The organism is Streptomyces sp. NPDC048696, from assembly GCF_043198895.1.
In the GTDB taxonomy this organism is placed as follows: domain Bacteria; phylum Actinomycetota; class Actinomycetes; order Streptomycetales; family Streptomycetaceae; genus Streptomyces.
Map to the genome: position 1 here is coordinate 8,030 of NZ_JBICVJ010000004.1, position 17,022 is coordinate 25,051.

Annotated in this window: 12 protein-coding genes and 1 pseudogene; 6 read left to right on the plus strand and 7 right to left on the minus strand. The window is 73.4% G+C overall.

Annotation, left to right across the window (positions count from 1 at the left end; all coding sequences use genetic code 11):
• Positions 1-121: 121 nt before the first annotated feature.
• The 7 genes from ACGFRG_RS09195 to ACGFRG_RS09225 all read right to left on the minus strand — a co-directional run bounded on the left by ACGFRG_RS09195 (position 122) and on the right by ACGFRG_RS09225 (position 8,546).
• A complete protein-coding gene (locus ACGFRG_RS09195) occupies positions 122-523 on the minus strand; it encodes a transglycosylase SLT domain-containing protein (protein WP_393262762.1) in 402 nt (133 codons plus the stop codon).
• 334 nt (positions 524-857) lie between these two features.
• Entirely contained in the window at positions 858-1,718 is an 861-nt protein-coding gene (locus ACGFRG_RS09200; RefSeq protein ID WP_393262765.1) for an ECF transporter S component, read from the minus strand.
• Positions 1,719-1,729: 11 nt separating this feature from the next.
• Complete coding sequence (locus ACGFRG_RS09205; RefSeq protein ID WP_393262768.1) at positions 1,730-3,514, minus strand: ABC transporter ATP-binding protein; 1,785 nt, start codon at positions 3,512-3,514, stop codon at positions 1,730-1,732.
• On the minus strand, positions 3,511-4,920 hold the full coding sequence (locus ACGFRG_RS09210) for an energy-coupling factor transporter transmembrane protein EcfT (protein WP_393262771.1): 1,410 nt from the start codon (positions 4,918-4,920) through the stop codon (positions 3,511-3,513). Before ACGFRG_RS09210 ends, ACGFRG_RS09205 begins: the two co-directional genes overlap by 4 nt.
• 14 nt (positions 4,921-4,934) lie before the next feature.
• Positions 4,935-5,603, minus strand: a complete 669-nt coding sequence (locus ACGFRG_RS09215; protein WP_393262774.1) for an SCO2322 family protein — start codon at positions 5,601-5,603, stop codon at positions 4,935-4,937.
• A complete protein-coding gene (locus ACGFRG_RS09220; protein WP_393262777.1) occupies positions 5,603-6,859 on the minus strand; it encodes a prenyltransferase/squalene oxidase repeat-containing protein in 1,257 nt (418 codons plus the stop codon). Before ACGFRG_RS09220 ends, ACGFRG_RS09215 begins: the two co-directional genes overlap by 1 nt.
• A gap of 646 nt (positions 6,860-7,505) precedes the next feature.
• On the minus strand, positions 7,506-8,546 hold the full coding sequence (locus ACGFRG_RS09225; protein WP_393262780.1) for an MBL fold metallo-hydrolase: 1,041 nt from the start codon (positions 8,544-8,546) through the stop codon (positions 7,506-7,508).
• Between the two features lie 219 nt (positions 8,547-8,765).
• Between ACGFRG_RS09225 and ACGFRG_RS09230 the strand changes: the two genes are divergently transcribed.
• The 6 genes and pseudogenes from ACGFRG_RS09230 to ACGFRG_RS09255 all read left to right on the plus strand — a co-directional run.
• Positions 8,766-10,229: an aldehyde dehydrogenase gene (locus tag ACGFRG_RS09230; RefSeq protein WP_361425392.1), complete on the plus strand. Its 1,464-nt coding sequence runs from the start codon at positions 8,766-8,768 to the stop codon at positions 10,227-10,229.
• Positions 10,229-10,462 carry a ferredoxin gene (locus ACGFRG_RS09235; protein WP_361425389.1) on the plus strand — a complete coding sequence of 78 codons (234 nt, stop codon included), beginning with the start codon at positions 10,229-10,231 and terminating at the stop codon, positions 10,460-10,462. Before ACGFRG_RS09230 ends, ACGFRG_RS09235 begins: the two co-directional genes overlap by 1 nt.
• A 219-nt stretch (positions 10,463-10,681) precedes the next feature.
• Positions 10,682-13,306 carry a class III lanthionine synthetase LanKC gene (gene lanKC / locus ACGFRG_RS09240; RefSeq protein ID WP_393262783.1) on the plus strand — a complete coding sequence of 875 codons (2,625 nt, stop codon included), beginning with the start codon at positions 10,682-10,684 and terminating at the stop codon, positions 13,304-13,306.
• Between the two features lie 42 nt (positions 13,307-13,348).
• Positions 13,349-13,474, plus strand: coding sequence for a SapB/AmfS family lanthipeptide (locus ACGFRG_RS09245; RefSeq protein WP_361425383.1), 126 nt, complete (start codon positions 13,349-13,351; stop codon positions 13,472-13,474).
• A 165-nt stretch (positions 13,475-13,639) separates the two neighbouring features.
• Positions 13,640-15,418 carry an ABC transporter ATP-binding protein gene (locus tag ACGFRG_RS09250; RefSeq protein WP_393262786.1) on the plus strand — a complete coding sequence of 593 codons (1,779 nt, stop codon included), beginning with the start codon at positions 13,640-13,642 and terminating at the stop codon, positions 15,416-15,418.
• Positions 15,419-16,097: 679 nt separating this feature from the next.
• Positions 16,098-16,775: pseudogene (locus tag ACGFRG_RS09255) on the plus strand (ATP-binding cassette domain-containing protein); the annotation flags it as partial.
• Positions 16,776-17,022 lie beyond the last annotated feature (247 nt).

Below are 17,022 nucleotides of genomic sequence, written 5' to 3' on the forward strand. Positions count from 1 at the left end.
CGCAGTTCCCCGCGCCCCTTGGATGGGCCCTTCGGGCCCTCCTTTAGGGGCGCGGGGAACTGCGCGACCAGCCCCCACCGGCCCGCAGACGAACACGGCCACCCTCAAGCCTTGGCTCGGCTCAGTACCAGCTGTTCTGCTGCCAGAAGTTCCAGGCGGCGCACGGGCTGCCGTAGCGGGAGTTCATGTAGTCCAGGCCCCACGAGATCTGGGTCGCGGGGTTGGTCTGCCAGTCGGCGCCCTTGGTGGCCATCTTGGAGCCGGGCAGCGCCTGGACCAGGCCGTACGCACCGCTGGACGGGTTCGAGGCGTGGACGTTCCAGCCGGACTCGTGGTTCACGATGTTGCTGAAGCACTGGAACTGGGCCGCGCTCGGGATCATCTGCTTGGCCACGTCCTGGGCACCCGTCGGAGCGGCCTGGGCGGGAACGGCGGCCACCGCGACACCGGCGGCGGCGAGCAGTGTGGCAGCACCGGCGGCGATGGACTTCTTACGGGCGGCGAGACGAGCGGCGAACGACACAGAGCGACCTAACTTCGGGGACATGGGCGTCGCGGGCAGGCGGCAGCTCCTCAGAGCATGCGGATGCTCCTCGGGAGAAGCGGGGGTTCGTCCTGCCTGGGCTGCCGCGGCCCGGTGAAGGGCCAGGCGGTGCCCGGCGACTGGACCAGTTTTAGCGACCCGCGCACCCCGCCGCAACGACCCCTCTTACTAGTCGTCCTCGCACCGGGGGGCAGCACGGCCCGGGGAGGGCGAGGGGAGGACTTGCTGGTCAGGTGGGGTGTTTTGGGGCTTGTGTGGGGGGCGTAAAGAGTACTATTCCGGGTCGTATGTGACTAAGGTCCTGTGGGGGGCCTCACCCCGTGGGACCCCCCTCGGAACCCCTAAATGTGACCTGGGCCTCGAAGTTGGCGCGCCGGGTGGCCCTGCGCAGTGCCTTCAGCACGGTCGAGCCGAGTGCGAACGTGAGGACCGTCGTGAGCACCGCCCGGCCCAGGTCCCAGCCGAGCGAGGTGGTCGCGCAGTACGCCGCGAAGCGCAGCAGGTTCGCGGTGAGCGGGTCTCCGGGGTGGAAGGAGATTCCGGACGACATCCCGCCGATGTACGTCCAGCCCTGCAGGTTCATGACCGTGCCGTACGCGAACGACGCCACGAAGCCGTACGCGGCGAGCAGCGCCAGTTCCGCCCGGCCCCGGAGGCGGTGGCGCCCCGGCAGCAGGCCCGCGCCCATGGCGAACCAGCCCATCGCCAGCATCTGGAACGGCATCCAGGGGCCGACACCCCCGGTGAGCAGGGCGGACGCGAACATCGTCACCGCGCCGAGTACGAAACCGAAGCCCGGGCCGAGGACCCTGCCGCTCAGGACCATCAGGAAGAACATCGGCTCCAGGCCCGCCGTGCCCGCCCCCAGCGGGCGCAGCGCCGCGCCGACCGCCGCGAGGACGCCGAGCATCGCGACGGCCTTGGCGTCCATGCCGTTGTCCTCGTCCGCGATCGTGGCGACCACCACACCCACGAGGAGGGGCAGCAGCGCGGCGAAGAGCCAGGGGGCGTCCTGGGAGTGGGCGAGGCCGGAGTCCGCGTCGGCGAGCAGGGGCCAGCCGAAGGCGGCGATGCCTATGGCTGTGATGAGGGCGAGGGCCGTGGTTGCCCGGGGGCCGAGGCGTACTGCTGTGACCTGGCGGTCCTGGGCTCGCGAGTGGGGTGCGTCTGTCATGCTCGCGTCCGTCATGACAGTGCCCTTCTTACCTGCGACACCGTTAGCCACGGCTCCGGGGCCAGGATCTTCGCCACCTGGGGGGCGAAGGAAGGGGACGAGACCACTACGTCCGCCGTCGGGCCGTCCGCGACCACCTCGCCGTCGGCCAGGATCACCACCCGGTGGGCGATCTCGGCGGCCAGCTCCACGTCGTGGGTGGCCAGGATGATCGCGTGGCCCTCGGTCGCCAGCGTGCGCAGGACGTCGGCGAGGCGGGCCTTCGCCGCGTAGTCCAGGCCTCGGGTCGGCTCGTCGAGGAGGAGTAGCGGGGGGCGGCCCGTCAGGACGATCGCCAGCGCGAGCGCCAGGCGCTGGCCCTCGGAGAGGTCGCGGGGGTGGGTGTCGTCGGGGACGCCGGGGAGCAGGGCGGAGACCAGGTCGCGGCAGGTGCCGGGGGTTGCGGCGGCGTCCGCGTCGGCTGTCGCGCACTCGGCCGCGACCGTGTCCGCGTACAGCAGGTCGCGGGGTTCCTGGGGTACGAGGCCGACCTCGCGGATCAGGTCGCGCGGGGGTGTGCGGTGGGGGGTGTGGCCGTTCACCGTCACCGTGCCGGTGGTGGGCTCGATCATGCCGACGAGGGTGTTGAGGAGGGTGGATTTTCCTGCGCCGTTTCGGCCCATGAGGGCGACTGTTTCACCGGGGGTGACGGTGAGGTCTACGTGGCGTAGGGCCTCTATGCGGTCTCTGTGGACGCTGAGGCGGGTGACGGTGGTGGTGGGCGTGGCGCCCGGCGTTTGCTGTGTGCCTCGGCGCCGGAGGCGGCCCAGCGCGGCTCGGAGGCCGGTTTCCCGTGCGGGGCGGCTTTCCGGTGCGGGGCGGTCGGTGGGCACCCGGCCTTCGGCCGGGTTGGTGCTCCCACCCGCACCGCCCGTGCGAGGGGTTGCGACGGCGCGGGTCTCCCTGTGGGGCGCCTCCGCCGTCGGCGGCTGCGGGACGTGCGAGGAGAGAACGGCTCGGAGCTCTGCCGCCCTGCGGCGGGCGTCTCGGACCGAGAGAGGGATCGGGGTCCAGTTGGCCAGGTGGGCCAGGGCTACTACCGGTGGGTGGACCGGGGACGTGGTCATGATGTCGGCGGGGGTGCCCAGGAGTGGGGGCTCGCCTCGGGACGGGAGGAGGATCACCCGGTCCGCGTACTGGATCACGCGCTCCAGGCGGTGCTCGGCCATCAGGACCGTCGTGCCGAGGTCGTGGACGAGGCGCTGGAGTACGGACAGGACCTCCTCGGCCGCCGCCGGGTCCAGCGCCGACGTCGGCTCGTCCAGGACCAGGACCTTGGGGTGCGGGGTCAGGACCGAGCCGATCGCCACGCGCTGCTGCTGGCCGCCGGAGAGGGTGGCGATCGGGCGGTCGCGGAGGTCGGCGAGGCCGAGGATGTCGAGGGTTTCCTCGACGCGGCGGCGCATCACGTGGGGGGCGAGGCCCAGCGATTCCATGCCGTACGCGAGTTCGTCCTCGACCGTGTCGGTGACGAAGTGGGCGAGGGGGTCCTGGCCCACCGTGCCGACCACGTCGGCGAGTTCGCGGGGTCTGTGGGTACGGGTGTCGCGGCCGTCGACCGTGACGCGGCCGCTCAGGGTGCCGCCGGTGAAGTGGGGGACGAGGCCCGAGACCGTACCGAGGAGGGTCGACTTGCCGACGCCCGATGGGCCGACGAGGAGGACCAACTCGCCTTCGGGGACGGTGAGTCGCGCATTGTGGAGGGTGGGGGCCGAGGCGCCCTCGTACGTAACCGACACCCCTTCGAAAGTGATCATTTCGGCTCCGTGGATGGGGTGGTGGGAGGGGCGGGGGCCACCGCTGCGGGGAGCAGGCCCAGGAGGATCGACAGCGCCGGCCAGAGTGGGAGGGTGGGGGCGGTCAGGGGGATCACGCCGGGGTGCAGGGCCTCCGGTGCGTACGTACCCGCCCAGATCAGCAGTACCGCCACCGCCGCGCCGGAACCGGACACCAGCCAGGCGCGGACGCCCCAGCGGTCGGGGCGGTAGCGGGTGCGGACCGAGCGGCGGCCGCCCAGGCGCAAGCCCGCGAGGGCGGCGGCGAGGCCGGTGAGCAGGACGGGGAGGCCGTAGCCCGCGCCTTCGGAGGCGAGCAGTCCGTACGTACCGGCGCAGACGCCGAGGAGTCCGCCCAGGGTGAGGACGGTGGTGGCGCGGCGGACGGCGGGCGGGACGTGCGCGGTGCGGCCGTAGCCGCGGGCGTCCATGGAGGCGGCGACGGCGACCGAGCGTTCGAGGGCGCCCTCCAGGACCGGGAGGCCGATCTGGAGGATCGCCTTGACGCCGCCGGTGGGGCGGCCGCGCAGGCGGCGGGCGGTCCGCAGGCGTACGACGTCGGCGACCATGTTCGGCGCGAACGTCATCGCGACGACCACGGCCACGCCCGCCTCGTACAGGGCGCCCGGGAGGGACTTGAGGAGGCGGGCGGGGTTGGCGAGGGCGTTCGCGGCGCCGACGCAGATGAGGAGGGCGGCGAGCTTGGCGCCGTCGTAGAGGGCGAAGAGCATGCCCTCGGCGGTGACGCGCCCGCCGATGCGGATCCCCTTCGCCCAGTCGGGGAGGGGGGCCTCGGGGAGGGTGAGGAGGGTGTGGGTGCCGGGGATCGGGGAGCCGAGGGCGATGTTGAATACGAGACGGATCGCTACGACGGCGAGGCCGAGTTTGACGAAGGCGGTGTACGAGCGGGCCCAGGGGGCGTCGGTCTTGCGGGCGGCCACGACGTAGCCGGCGACGGTGACGATGAGGGCGAGGAGGAGGGGGTTGGTGGTCCTGGACGCGGCCGTCGCCAGGCCCAGCGCCCAGAGCCACCAGGCGGCGGGGTGCAGGGCGTTGGATCTGGTGGTGCGGGGTGCCCGTGGGGTGCGGGGTGTTCTGGGCGCCTGGGGTCGTGGCTCGGCCGCGGGCCGGTGAGCGGGCACCGGACCTCCGGCCGGGTCGGTGTTCCCACCCGCTCCGCCCGTGCGGGGGGTTGCGACGGTGCGGGTCTCCCCGTGGGGGGTGTTCGCCGTCGGCGGCTGCGGGGCGTGCGCGGGCACCCGGCCTCCGGCCGGGTCGGTCCTCCCACCCGCACCGCCCGTATCGGTGAGTGGGTCGGTGCGGGCTTCCTCGTGGGGGTCCCTCGCCGTCGGCGGCTGCGGGGCCTGTTCCGGGGTTTCCTCGGACATCTGTCGACGCCGTGTCATCGGTTGCGGCGGCGGGATTGCCAGATTGCTGCTGCCGCCAGGGTCAGGACTGCCGCCAGGCCCGCTATCAGGCCCATCGACGGGCCCGAGTCGGAGGAGTTCTTCGGCGCCGCGGCGGAGTCGTCCGTGGGCGTCGTGGCGGGCTTGCCCGATACCTGGTCGCCGCAGCCCGTCCTCGGGTAGCCCGCTATCGCGCACAGCAGCGCCGCGCTGTTGTAGCGGAGCGGCTTGGCCACCGCGGCCAGGGCGTCCGCCGTGGTCGCGTCCTCGGGGACGCGCGCGCACGCCGTACGCGCCGCCGGGGGCGTCTCGCCGCCCGGGGCGTCCTGCGGGGTGCCGAAGTCGAGGACCAGGGCGACGCGCTTCCTGCCCGGCTCGGCCGGGGTCGCCGCGCACACCGCGTCGAACGACGGCGCCGAACGCGGCTTCGACGCGTCCTTGGAGTCCGCGCTCACCGCGAAGCGGAAGCCCTCGACGTCGCCGTCCGAGGGGTGCGCGGTGGCCGGGCCCTGGGTGGCGTACGTCCAGGTCGAGCCCTGGCCGTCCCAGAACGACCAGTAGCGGTACCCGGTCGCCTGGGCCGACGCCGCCCCCACGCCGAGCGTCAGCGTGAGGGCGGCCGCGGCCACCGCGGTGAAGTGCCGTACGGGCCGTACGAACGGCATCACGGGCGCTGGTTCTTCTTGCGCGAGCTCACCAGGAAGCCCACGCCTACGCTCGCCACGAAGAACACGCCGACCATCCACCACACCGAGGTGCTGGAGCTGTTCGAGTCCTTCTTCTTCGTCGACGACTCCGCTGTCGGCTTCTGCTGTGCGGACTCGTCCGCCGCCGGGGTCGGGCCCGTCGCGTTCAGCTGCTTCACCAGGTCCGCGCCGCCGAAGTTCTTCGGGTCGGTGCCGGTGGCGTTGGCGGCGAGGACGAGCTGGGCGTACGCGGCCGGGCCGTTGTCCTTGGCCCAGGCGGCCGTGTTCTTCTCCAGCCACGCGAGGGACTGCTTGGCCTGGTCCGCCAGGCCGTCGGTGGCCAGGGCGACGACGGCGTCGGCGGTGTTGCCGTAGTCGGGCTGGCTCTCGGCGCCCGGCATCGCGGAGTTGAGGTGGCCCGTCTTGGCCATGGTCTTCGCGAGGTACGCGGCGCCGTTGTGCGCGGCCTGCTCCGGCGTCGACGCCTTCTCGCACGCCGTGCCCTTCGGGTCGGGGCGGCCGGCGGTGGCGGCGAGGCCCTTGCCGTGGGCGGCGGTGACGGCGGCGGCGCTGGCGTCACCGTTCGCGTACAGCTTTCCGGTCTTCAGGTCACCCTGGTACGCGAACGCGCCGCTGCCCGGCGAGCTGTCGCAGGGCAGCGCGAAGGTGAGGAGCGCGTCCAGCGGCGACTTGCCGCCCTTCGCGGACTTGACGTCGGCGGGCTTCTCACCGGCGGCGGCCAGCGCGCCGATGACCACCGAGGTGGAGTTGGCGTCGCTCTTGGCGCCGGGGTTGAAGGCCCAGCCGCCGTCGTCGTTCTGCACGCTCTTGAGCCAGGAGACGCCCTTCTTCACGGCGTCCTGCTGCCCGCCGAGCGAGACGAGGGCCTGGACGGCGGCCGAGGTGGCGTTGGTGTCGGCCATCGTCTTGGCGTCGCACGGCTTGGTGGCGTCGGGGCGGTACGAGGCGAACGCGCCGTTCTCGCACTGCTGGGCGGTGAGCCAGCTCACCGCCTGCGCGGCGGGCTTCACGCCGACCGTGCTCTGGGCGAGGAGAGCCAGCGACTGGCGCCAGACACCGTCGTACGTCGGGTCCTTGGTGCCGTACAGGCCCTGCGGGATCGTCACCGAGGCGGAGGGGGACGGCGCGACGCCGTCGGCGAAGGCGGTCGGGGCGGCCCCGCCGAGGACGGCGGTGGCGGCGGCGAGCGCTGCGGCGCAGCGGCGTGCGGTCATGGCGGGCGGTGCCTCTCCTGCGGGCCGGGCAGGCGCACGCGGGGCACGCGCTGGCTCCGGCTCCGTGTACCTCGACGGGGCCGGTCACTGGCGTGATTGCCGGTGACCCGAGCCGGCTCATGTCCGCCCGGGGCGGTCCGGCTGCCGCCGATTTCGCGGCGGTTCACGGATTGGGGTCTCCCCTGCTCCTTAAGAGCTTGGGGACGGGTCAGCGCCGGGTTTGCACCGGCTTTCCCCCGTACGGGCATGGACGACGGGCCCACTGTACCGGGGGCGCTTTTGTTGCGGCGATGCCGGTTGCCGCCTCCGGCAGGGAGCCCCCACCCCGCCCCTTCCCGGCTGCGACATTTTGCGGCTCCGCCGCGTGGCCTGGGCGGGCGGCCGGGTGGAGGGTGGGGGTGGCCTCCCGGGGGCTCCGCCCCCGGACCCCCGGGGGGGGCTGCGCCCCTGCACCCCCTCGGGGGCTCCGCCCCCGGACCCCCGGCGTCCGTTTTCGGCTGCGGGCCGTGCGGGGCTGGTCGCGCAGTTCCCCGCGCCCCTGAAGGGGCGCAGCCCCCCCCGGAGAGCACCCTCAACCCCCACCCCACCCCCGGAGGCCACGCGGCGGAGCCGCACATGTCACAGCGGGAAGGGATGGGGTGGGGGATCACACCGCCCTGTACGCCACCGGGTCCCCCGGTACCGGCTCCGCCAGGCCTCTCTTCATCAGGCGGCGGATGTGGGCCTCCGCCTCCGAGACCGCGATGTTGCGGGAGGCGTAGGGGATGTCGGGCCAGGGGCGGTTCCATTCCATTTGTTCTGCCAGTTGCCAGGGGGTTTGGGGGGTGGAGAGGAGGTGGAGCAGCGACTGGAGGCGGTGGTCGTGGTGGGTCAGGAGTTCCGTCACCCGGGTCGCCGCGTCCGTGAACGCGTGCTGGTGGGCCGGGAGTACCTCCGCCACCCCCAGGCGGCCCACCCGTTCCAGGGACGAGAGGTAGTCGCCCAGGGGGTCCGTCACCGTCGTGTCGTCGGGGTCCTCGTACAGGCCGATGTGCGGGGTGATGCCGGGCAGCAGGTGGTCACCGGAGAACAGGCGGCCGTGGCCCGGGCGGCGGTTTGTCGGGTGGCGTTCTTCCAAGTGCAGGCAGACGTGGCCGGGCGTATGGCCGGGAGTCCAGATCGCGCGCAGTCGGCGGCCGGGGAGCGGGAGCAGGTCGCCCGGGACTATCTCGCGGTCCGGCAGCGCCGCCCGCAGGCCCGGCAGGCTCCGCCCGCCCCCCTTCGCCCGCGCCTCCCGCAGCGGCGACGTGTGCTCGTCCGGCGCCCCTGCTGCCGTCAGCTTCTCTATCAAGCAGTCGAGCCACAGGGCCGGTTCGGACTCTCGGGTGCGGCGGACCACCGCCGTGTCCGCCGCGTGCATCGCCAGCCACGCCCCGGACGCCTCCCGCACGCGGGCCGACAGGCCGTGGTGGTCCGGGTGGTGGTGGGTCAGCACCACACCGACGATGTCCATCACATCCGTACCCAGGTGTGTCAGGCCCCTGGTGAGCTCGTTCCACGACCGCGGGTCGTCCCAGCCCGTGTCTATCAGGGCCGGGCCCTCGTCCGTCTCGATCACGTACACCAGCGTGTGGCCCAGCGGGTTGTCGGGGATCGGCACCCGGATGGAGTGGACGCCTCCGCCGTGGTCGGTCGTCGCCTCGCCCATCGGACACCTCCGCCGTCGGTCGCCGCCCCCGCACCGGGCGTTCACGTCACAGTAGAACGTGTTTCAGTCGGGTCTCAAGGGTCGTCCGGCGTCTTCCCGGCCCGTGGACTCCTCGTACTAGAACTGGTATCAGTTCTTGCGGATCCGCATATCTGAAATGTCGTCAGGAATGTCGTCGGGAAAGTCGTCGGGAATCCGGCCTGCGGGAGGCGTTGCGCCATGTCCGATCTCGTGGAACACGCACAGCTGTACATCGGTGGGGAGTTGGTCCAGCCGCACTCCACCGACACCATCGAAGTCATCTCGCCCCACACCGAACAGGTCATCGGCCGCGTGCCGCACGCGTCCCGGGCCGATGTCGACCGGGCCGTGGCCGTCGCGCGGCGGGCGTTCGACGAAGGGCCCTGGCCGCGGCTGCCGCTCGCCGAGCGCATCGAGGTCGTCACCCGTATCAAGGACGCGATCGCGGTACGGCACGAGGAGATCGCCCGGACCATCAGCGCGCAGAACGGGTCGCCGTACTCCTGGAGCGTGCTCGCGCAGGCGCTCGGGGCCATGATGGTCTGGGACTCGGCGATCACCGTGGCCCGCGACTTCCCGTACGAGGAGCGGCGGGCCGGGGTGCTCGGGCCGATCCTGGTGCGGCGCGAGCCGGTGGGTGTCGTGGCGGCCGTGGTGCCGTGGAACGTGCCGCAGTTCGTCGCCGCCGCCAAGCTCGCGCCCGCGCTGCTCGCCGGGTGCGCGGTGGTGCTCAAGCCGTCGCCCGAGTCGCCCCTTGACTCGTATCTGCTCGGCGAGATCGCCCGGGAGGCCGGGCTGCCCGAGGGCGTGCTCTCCATCCTGCCCGCCGACCGCGAGGTCAGCGAGTACCTGGTCGGGCACCCGGGGGTCGACAAGGTGTCGTTCACCGGGTCGGTCGCGGCCGGCAAGCGCGTCATGGAGGTCGCCGCGCGCAACCTCACCCGGGTCACGCTGGAACTCGGCGGCAAGTCCGCCGCCGTGGTCCTGCCCGACGCCGATCTGGCCGCGACCGTCGCCGGTGTGGTGCCGGCCGCGTGGATGAACAACGGGCAGGCGTGCGTGGCCCAGACCCGGATCCTGGCGCCCGCGAGCCGTTACGACGAGTTCGCCGACGCGTTCGCGGCCGCCGCGGGTCAGCTCGTCGTCGGCGACCCGCTCGACGCGGCGACCCAGGTCGGCCCGCTGGTCGCCAAACGCCAGCAGCAGCGCTCGCTCGACTACATCCGCATCGGACAGGAGGAGGGCGCCAAGATACTGGCCGGTGGCGGGCGTCCGGCCGGGCGGGACAAGGGCTGGTACGTCGAGCCCACGCTCTTCGGCGGTGTCGACAACTCCATGCGGATCGCCCGCGAGGAGATCTTCGGGCCGGTGATCTGTCTGCTCCCGTACGACGACGAGGCCGAGGCGCTGAGGATCGCCAACGACTCCCCGTACGGACTCAGCGGCAGTGTGTGGACCGGTGACGTCGAGCACGGCATCGACTTCGCCCGGCAGGTGCGCACCGGCACGTTCAACGTGAACACCTTCAGCCTCGACATGCTGGGGCCGTTCGGCGGCTACAAGGAGTCGGGGCTCGGGCGGGAGTTCGGGCCCGAGGGGTTCGGGGAGTACCTGGAGCACAAGATGGTCCACCTGCCCGCCGGATACGGCGGTGACGCGTGATGGGCGACCGCTGGCACGTCGAGGTCGACCGGAGCGTGTGCATCGGCTCCGGGATGTGCGTGAACACCGCGCCGGGATCCTTCGCGCTCGACACCGCCCGCCAGTCGCGGCCGCGGGCCGCGGAGACCGACGCCGACGAACGCGTGCTCGCCGCGGCGGAGGGGTGCCCGGTCGAGGCGATCGGCATCACCCTGCGCGATTCGGGCGAGCCCGTGTTCCCTCCGGAGGAGTGAGGGCTTCGCCGGCTGTGCGGTCGGCAGTCCCCTGGGTGCCCCGGAGGGGCGCGGGGAACTGCGCGATCAGCCACGCACGGCCCGCAGACGACCCCCCGTTCGAACCCCTGCGAACGCAGATTGACGCATGAGTACCGCACAGTGACCGCATGACACATGCGACTGTGCGGCCCCCGGCAGGCGTGGCACCTTCGTTGCCACGCCACCGAGGGGGAAGCAATGGACAAGCGGTACGAGGTCTTCTGCCTGGCCGACAGGTATTTCTACGAGACTCCGGACCGTTTGTCCTCCTCCGCGCTCGCCGGAACCGACGCGACCGTCACGCTCTTCGAGGCCGCCAAACGCCCGGTCCCCGAGGGGTGGCAGACCTCCCTCTCCGGGGACTGGCTCAACTTCAGCCCGGTGGACGCGGCCGGCGAGCCGCGCCCGGGCAGACCCCGGCAGGGCTGGAAGATCCATGTCTCGGCGTGTCTGGACAACGCCGAGAAGATGGCGGCCCAGGTGTGGGAGTACTGCGTCCCGCGGGCGATCCCGTTCAAGTTCGTCCCCGGCCGCCAGCCGCTGCACCTGCGCAACTCCAAGTACGCCGGACGCGGTTCGAGCGGCAAGTTCGCCACGATCTACCCGGCGGACCAGGGTGAGCTGGAGAGCATCCTGCACGAGCTGGGCGAGCTCTTGGAGGGCGAGCCCGGGCCGTACATCCTCACCGATCTGCGGTGGAACTCCGGCCCCCTGTACGTGCGTTACGGGGGATTCGCCAAGCGGCACTGCGTGGACGAGGACGGCGCGCTCGTCCCCGCGATCGAGAACGCCCAGGGCGTCCTGGTCCCCGACCGAAGGGACCCCGCCTTCCAGGTGCCCGAGTGGGTGGCGCTGCCCGCGTTCCTGCGCCCGCAGCTGGACGCCCGCAACGCCACGACGGTGAGTGATCTTCCGTACCGCATCGAGAAGGCGCTGCACTTCTCCAACGGCGGTGGTGTGTACGCCGGAACGGACACCCGGGACGGCAGCAAGGTCGTCCTGAAGGAAGCCCGGCCGCATGCGGGCCTCGCCGCCGACGGCAGTGACGCGGTGGCCCGCCTGGAGCGCGAGAAGGCCGCGCTGGAACGTATCTCCGGCCTCGGTGTCGCCCCCGAGGTGCGCGACTGGTTCGAACTCGGCGAACACCGCTTCCTCGTCATGGAGTTCCTTGAGGGGCGCACCCTCAACGCGTTCTTCGCCGAGCGGCACCCGCTGCTCGCCGTCGACCCGGACCCGGACGCGGTGGCCTCGTACACGAGTTGGGCGCTCGGGATCCACCGGGCGGTGGAGCGGGCCGTGGCGGCGGTGCACTCGCGCGGGCTCGTCTGCAACGACCTGCACATGTTCAACGTGATGGTCGGGCCGGACGAGGACGGCGAACCGACCGTGCGGCTGCTCGACTTCGAGGGCGCGGTGCCGCTGGCCGAGCACCGGGGGCAGACCATGGCCCACCCCGGGTTCGTGGCGCCCCGCGACCGCACCGGCTTCGAGGTCGACGCGTACGCGCTGGCCTGTCTGCGGCTCGCGCTCTTCGTGCCGATGACGACGCTGCTCGTGGTCGACCGGGAGAAGGCGGCGCATCTGGCCGAGGTCGCGGCCGGCCAGTTCCCCGGGGTGCCGAAAGGTTTCTTCGAGGAGGCGGTGCGGGTCATCCGGGGTGCCGATGCACCCGTGCGGAAGCCGTATCTGCCCGCCCGGCCCGACGAGTGGCCCGCCGGGCGCGAGTCCATGGTCCGCGCGATCCTCGCCTCCGCGACGCCCGAACGCGACGACCGGCTCTTCCCCGGCGACATCTCCCAGTTCGCCGACGGCGGCGGCCTCGGCGTCGCGCACGGCGCGGCCGGAGTGCTCTACGCGCTGGACGCCACCGGCGCCGGGCGCCACCACGACGGCGAGGACTGGCTCCTACGGCACACCGACCCGCCGCCCGCCGGAACCCCGCTCGGCTTCTACGACGGGCTCAGCGGCGTCGCGTACGTCCTGGACCGGCTCGGCCACACCGACCGCGCCCTCGACCTGGTCGACCGGGTGCTCGACGAGAAGTGGCAGCGGCTCTCGCCCACACTGCACGGAGGCCTGGCCGGGCTCGGGCTCGCCCTGGACTCGCTCGGCCGCACCACCGGCGAGAGCGATCTGCGCGACCGGGCCCTGGAAGCTGCCTGGACCATCGCCGGGCAGCCGGCGCCCGAGGCCGGAACGCGGGTGCGTGCCGGGCTGATGCACGGAGCCAGCGGCCCCGCGCTGCTCTTCCTGCGGCTGTACGAGCACACCCGCGAGCCCGCGCTGCTCGACCACGCCGCCGAGTTCCTGCGCCGCGACCTCGCCCGCTGCGTACCCGACCGGTCGGGCGCCCTCCAGGTCGACGAGGGCGTGCGCACCATGCCCTACCTCGGGTCGGGCGGCGTCGGCATCGCCATGGTGCTCGACGACTTCCTGGCGCACCGCGACGACGAGGAGTTCGCGCGGGCCAGGGCCGCGATCCTGCCCACCGCGCGGCAGCGCTACTACGCCCAGCCGGGGCTGTTCAACGGCCGCGCGGGCATGGTCCTGCACCTCGCCCGCACCCGCGCCCCGCGCGAGGACGTGGCCGCGCAGAGCGCCGCGCTCGCCTGGTACGCCGTGCCCTACCAGGGCCATCTCGCCTTTCCCGGCAACCAGATGATGCGGCTCTCGATGGACCTCGCGACCGGCACGGCGGGCTGTCTGCTCGCCGTCGGTTCGCTGCCCGGCGCCGCCTCGGCCCGCCGCCGGCCCGCCGGGCTGCCCTTCCTGCCGCCGCTTGCGGCGGCCCCCAAGACGGCCCCGCGAGGGGCCGGACGGTGAACCCGTCCCCACGGAAAGATCCCGACGAAAAAGGAGATGGCAATGACCCTTCTCGACCTGCAGAAGATGGACATCGAGGACAAGGGTGACCACGGCGGCCACGGCGGCGAGAGCAGCGTGAGCCTGCTTCTCTGTGACAGCACGGCCAGCGTCCTGCTCTGCCTCTGAGCACACCGGACACTGTGATCGATCCCTGTTCCAACGGTTCCATCCGATCGACCTGATCAACGCTGATCGATCCGGCTCCACCGATCGATCCTGATCACTGTGTGCGAAGCGGCCCCGGGCGGTTCTGCTCAACCGTCCGGGGTACGCGCGCTCCGGAGGGCACGCATGGCACAGCGCCCCAGGGCACCGAGGACCCCGCGCCCCTTCCTGCGCGAGACCGTCCGGCACGGCGCGGCCCCCGCCGCCCTCGTCCTGGTCCTGACCACCGCGCTCGCCGGTGCGGGCCTCGCCTTCCCGTGGGCACTCGGCCACAGCCTCGATCTGCTCCTCGGCGACGACCGCGCGGCCGCCGGACCCTGGCTCGCGCTGTGCGCGGCGCTCACCGGACTCACCGTCGTGCTCGGCGCCCTCGACGGCCTGGTCACCGCGACCGCCAACGCCCGCAGCACCGCGTGGATACGGGACCGGGTGCTGCGGCACGTACTCGCGGCCGGTCCGGACTCCGGGGCCGCCGAGGGCGACCTGGTGGCCCGGCTCGTCGGCAACGCGGCCCAGGCCGGGCCAGTGCCCGCCACCCTCGCGGCCACCTTCGGCGCCGCGCTCACCCCGGTCGGCGCCCTGGTGGCACTGGTGCTCACCGACTGGTGGACGGCGCTCGCGCTGCTCGTCGGGATGCCCGTACTCGCGCTGCTGCTCAAGGTGTTCATGCACACCTCCGGCGACACCAACGCCGCCTATCTGCGAGCCCAGGGCGAGATCGCCGGGCGGCTCACCGAAGCCGTCGAGGGCGCCCGTACGATCGCGGCCGCCGGGACCGCCGAGCGGGACGCGGCCCGGGTCCTGGCCCCGCTGCCCGAACTCTCCGCCCAGGGCCACCGCATGTGGCGCGTCACCGGCCGCTCCACCGCCCAGGCCGCCGCCCTGCTCCCGCTGCTCCAGCTCATCGTGCTCGCGGTCGCCGGGCTGCGGCTCGCCGACGGGGCGCTGACCGTCGGCGGGATGCTCGCGGCCTGGCGGTACGCGGTCCTCGCCACCGGCACCGGCGTCCTGGTCGGCCAGCTCAACACCCTGGTACGCGGCCGCACCGCCGCCGACCGGCTCGCCCAGGCGCTTGAGGCGCCGGTCATGACGTACGGGAGCCGTCAACTGCCCGAGGGTGAAGGGGCGTTGGAGCTTCGGAGCGTGTCCGCCGGACCGCTGCGCGATGTCGACCTGTACGTGCCCGGTGGGACGGTGGCCGCCGTGGTGGGGCGCTCCGGCAGCGGCAAGACGGCCCTCGCGGCGGTCGCGGGGCGGCTCGGGGACCCCGAGCGGGGGACGGTCCTGGTGGACGGGGTCCCGCTGCCCGAACTCTCCCGGGACGCGCTGCGCCGCGAGGTCGGCCACGCCTTCGCGCGCCCGGCGCTCCTTGGCGCGACCGTCGGCGGGACCATCGCGTTCGGGGTCGACGAACCCGGGCCGCAGGCCGTCCGGGCAGCCGCGCGGGCGGCCTGCGCCGACGACTTCGTCCGCAGGCTTCCGCTCGGCTACGACACGCCCTGCGAGCGGGCGCCGATGTCCGGCGGCGAGGCCCAACGCCTGGGGCTGGCAAGGGCGTTCGCGCACTGCGGGCGGCTGCTGATCCTGGACGACGCCACCTCCAGCCTGGACTCGGCGACCGAGCTGAAGGTGTCCCGCGCGCTCCTCGACGGCCTCGCCCCGGGCACCCGCCTGGTCGTCGCCCACCGGGTGAGCACGGCGGCCCGCGCCGATCTGGTGGTCTGGCTGGACGGCGGCACGGTCCGCGCGACGGCCCCGCACGAGGAGCTGTGGCGGCTCCCGGAGTACCGGGCGGTGTTCACGGAGGAGCCGGAAGGGTCGGAGGAGCCGGAGGATTCCGGTGGGCCGGGAGAGGCGGAGGGCTCGTACGCATCGGTCGAGCCAGAGGAGCCGGTCGATGGTTGAGCGGTTGCTCGCGCTCGCGCGCCCCCGCTGGCGGGTGCTGCTCCGGCTCGCGGCGTGGTCGGCGCTTGAGGCGGGGGAGACGTTCCTGCTGGGATACGCGCTGGCCCGCGCCCTCGACCGGGGCTTTCTCGCCGGGCACACCTCGGTCGGCATCGGCTGGCTGGCGCTCGCCGCGCTCGGCGTGGTCGCCGGGTCCTTCGGTACCGGCCGGGTGTATCTGGCCGTCGCCGCGCTGGTCGAACCCGTACGGGACGATCTCGTACGCACCGTGGTGCGCCGGGCGCTCAGGGCGCCGGACGGGGCGGCGGTGTCGCGGCTGACCCACCAGGTGGAGATCGCCCGCGACACGCTCGCGGGGCTGGTGATGGTGTCGCGGACCTTCGTGGTCACGGCGGTGGGCGCGCTGATCGGACTCTTCTCGCTGGCGCCGGTGCTGCTGCCGGTGGTGGCGCTGCCGCTGGCCGCCGGGCTCGCGCTGTTCCTGGCCACCCTGCGGCCGCTGGCCCGGCGCCAGGAGGAGTTCCTGGTCGCGGACGAGGCGCTGTCCGGCGAACTCGGCCTCGCGGTGGGCGGGTTGCGGGACATCACGGCGGCCGGGGCCGAGGACCGGGTGGCGCACGACGTACGGGCCCGGATCGACGCCGAGTACCGCGCGTCCCGCTCGCTGGCCCGCTGGGGCATGCTGCGGACGCTGGCGGCGGGGGTCGGGGGGCGCGTGACGGTGGTGCTGCTGCTCGCCACCGCGCCGTGGCTGCTCGACCACGGGGTCACCCCGGGCGCGTTCGTCGGCGCGCTCGCGTATCTCACCCAGTCCCTGATCCCGGCCCTCCAGTCCCTGACCCAGGGGCTCGGCACGTCCGGGGCGCGGTTGTTCGTGGTGCTGCGGAGGCTGCGGGCGGGGGGTGAGGCGGTCGGGTCCGGGAGCCCGGCACCCGCTGTGCGCCCCGGCCCCGGTGAGGCCGTGCGGCTGCGGGAGGTCACCTTCGCGTACGGGCCCGGCGCCGCCCCGGTCGTCGACCGCCTCGACCTCACCGTCCCGCTCGGCGGGCACCTCGCCGTCGTCGGGCCCAGCGGGATCGGCAAGTCCACCCTGGCCGAGCTCATGGCCGGGGTGCGGGCGGCGGACTCCGGCGAGGTCGCCCGGGAGGTCGCCCGGGTGCTCGTACCCCAGCAGGCGTACGTCTTCACCGACACGGTCCGCGCCAACCTCGCCCATCACTGCCCCGGCGAGCCGCCCGGTGACGCCACACTGCTCGGCTCCTGCACGGCCGTGGGCGCCCGCGCTCTGGTCGACCGGCTCGGCGGGCTCGACGCCACCGTCCGGCCGGGTGAACTCTCGGCGGGAGAGCGGCAGTTGATCGCGCTCGTCCGCGCCCACGCGGCCCCCGCCCCGCTGGTCCTGCTCGACGAGGCGACCTGCCATCTGGACCCGGCGGCCGAGGCGCGCGCCGAGCGGGCGTTCGCCCGGCGGCCCGGGACCACCCTGGTCGTGGTGGCGCACCGGATCGGTTCGGCGCGGCGGGCCCGGCAGGTGCTGGTACTCAACGGCGCCGCCGTCGAAGCCGGTACGCACGACGAACTGCTCCACCGGTCCGCCTTCTACC

Excerpts from the sequence above, each read along its gene's own strand:
- ACGFRG_RS09200 (WP_393262765.1), bottom strand. The coding sequence starts at position 1,718 with ATGACAGACGCACCCCACTCGCGAGCCCAGGACCGCCAGGTCACAGCA.
- ACGFRG_RS09205 (WP_393262768.1), bottom strand. The coding sequence starts at position 3,514 with ATGATCACTTTCGAAGGGGTGTCGGTTACGTACGAGGGCGCCTCGGCC.
- ACGFRG_RS09210 (WP_393262771.1), bottom strand. The coding sequence starts at position 4,920 with ATGTCCGAGGAAACCCCGGAACAGGCCCCGCAGCCGCCGACGGCGAGG.
- ACGFRG_RS09215 (WP_393262774.1), bottom strand. The coding sequence starts at position 5,603 with ATGCCGTTCGTACGGCCCGTACGGCACTTCACCGCGGTGGCCGCGGCC.
- ACGFRG_RS09220 (WP_393262777.1), bottom strand. The coding sequence starts at position 6,859 with ATGACCGCACGCCGCTGCGCCGCAGCGCTCGCCGCCGCCACCGCCGTC.
- ACGFRG_RS09225 (WP_393262780.1), bottom strand. The coding sequence starts at position 8,546 with ATGGGCGAGGCGACGACCGACCACGGCGGAGGCGTCCACTCCATCCGG.
- ACGFRG_RS09230 (WP_361425392.1), top strand. The coding sequence starts at position 8,766 with ATGTCCGATCTCGTGGAACACGCACAGCTGTACATCGGTGGGGAGTTG.
- ACGFRG_RS09235 (WP_361425389.1), top strand. The coding sequence starts at position 10,229 with ATGGGCGACCGCTGGCACGTCGAGGTCGACCGGAGCGTGTGCATCGGC.
- lanKC (WP_393262783.1), top strand. The coding sequence starts at position 10,682 with ATGGACAAGCGGTACGAGGTCTTCTGCCTGGCCGACAGGTATTTCTAC.
- ACGFRG_RS09245 (WP_361425383.1), top strand. The coding sequence starts at position 13,349 with ATGACCCTTCTCGACCTGCAGAAGATGGACATCGAGGACAAGGGTGAC.
- ACGFRG_RS09250 (WP_393262786.1), top strand. The coding sequence starts at position 13,640 with ATGGCACAGCGCCCCAGGGCACCGAGGACCCCGCGCCCCTTCCTGCGC.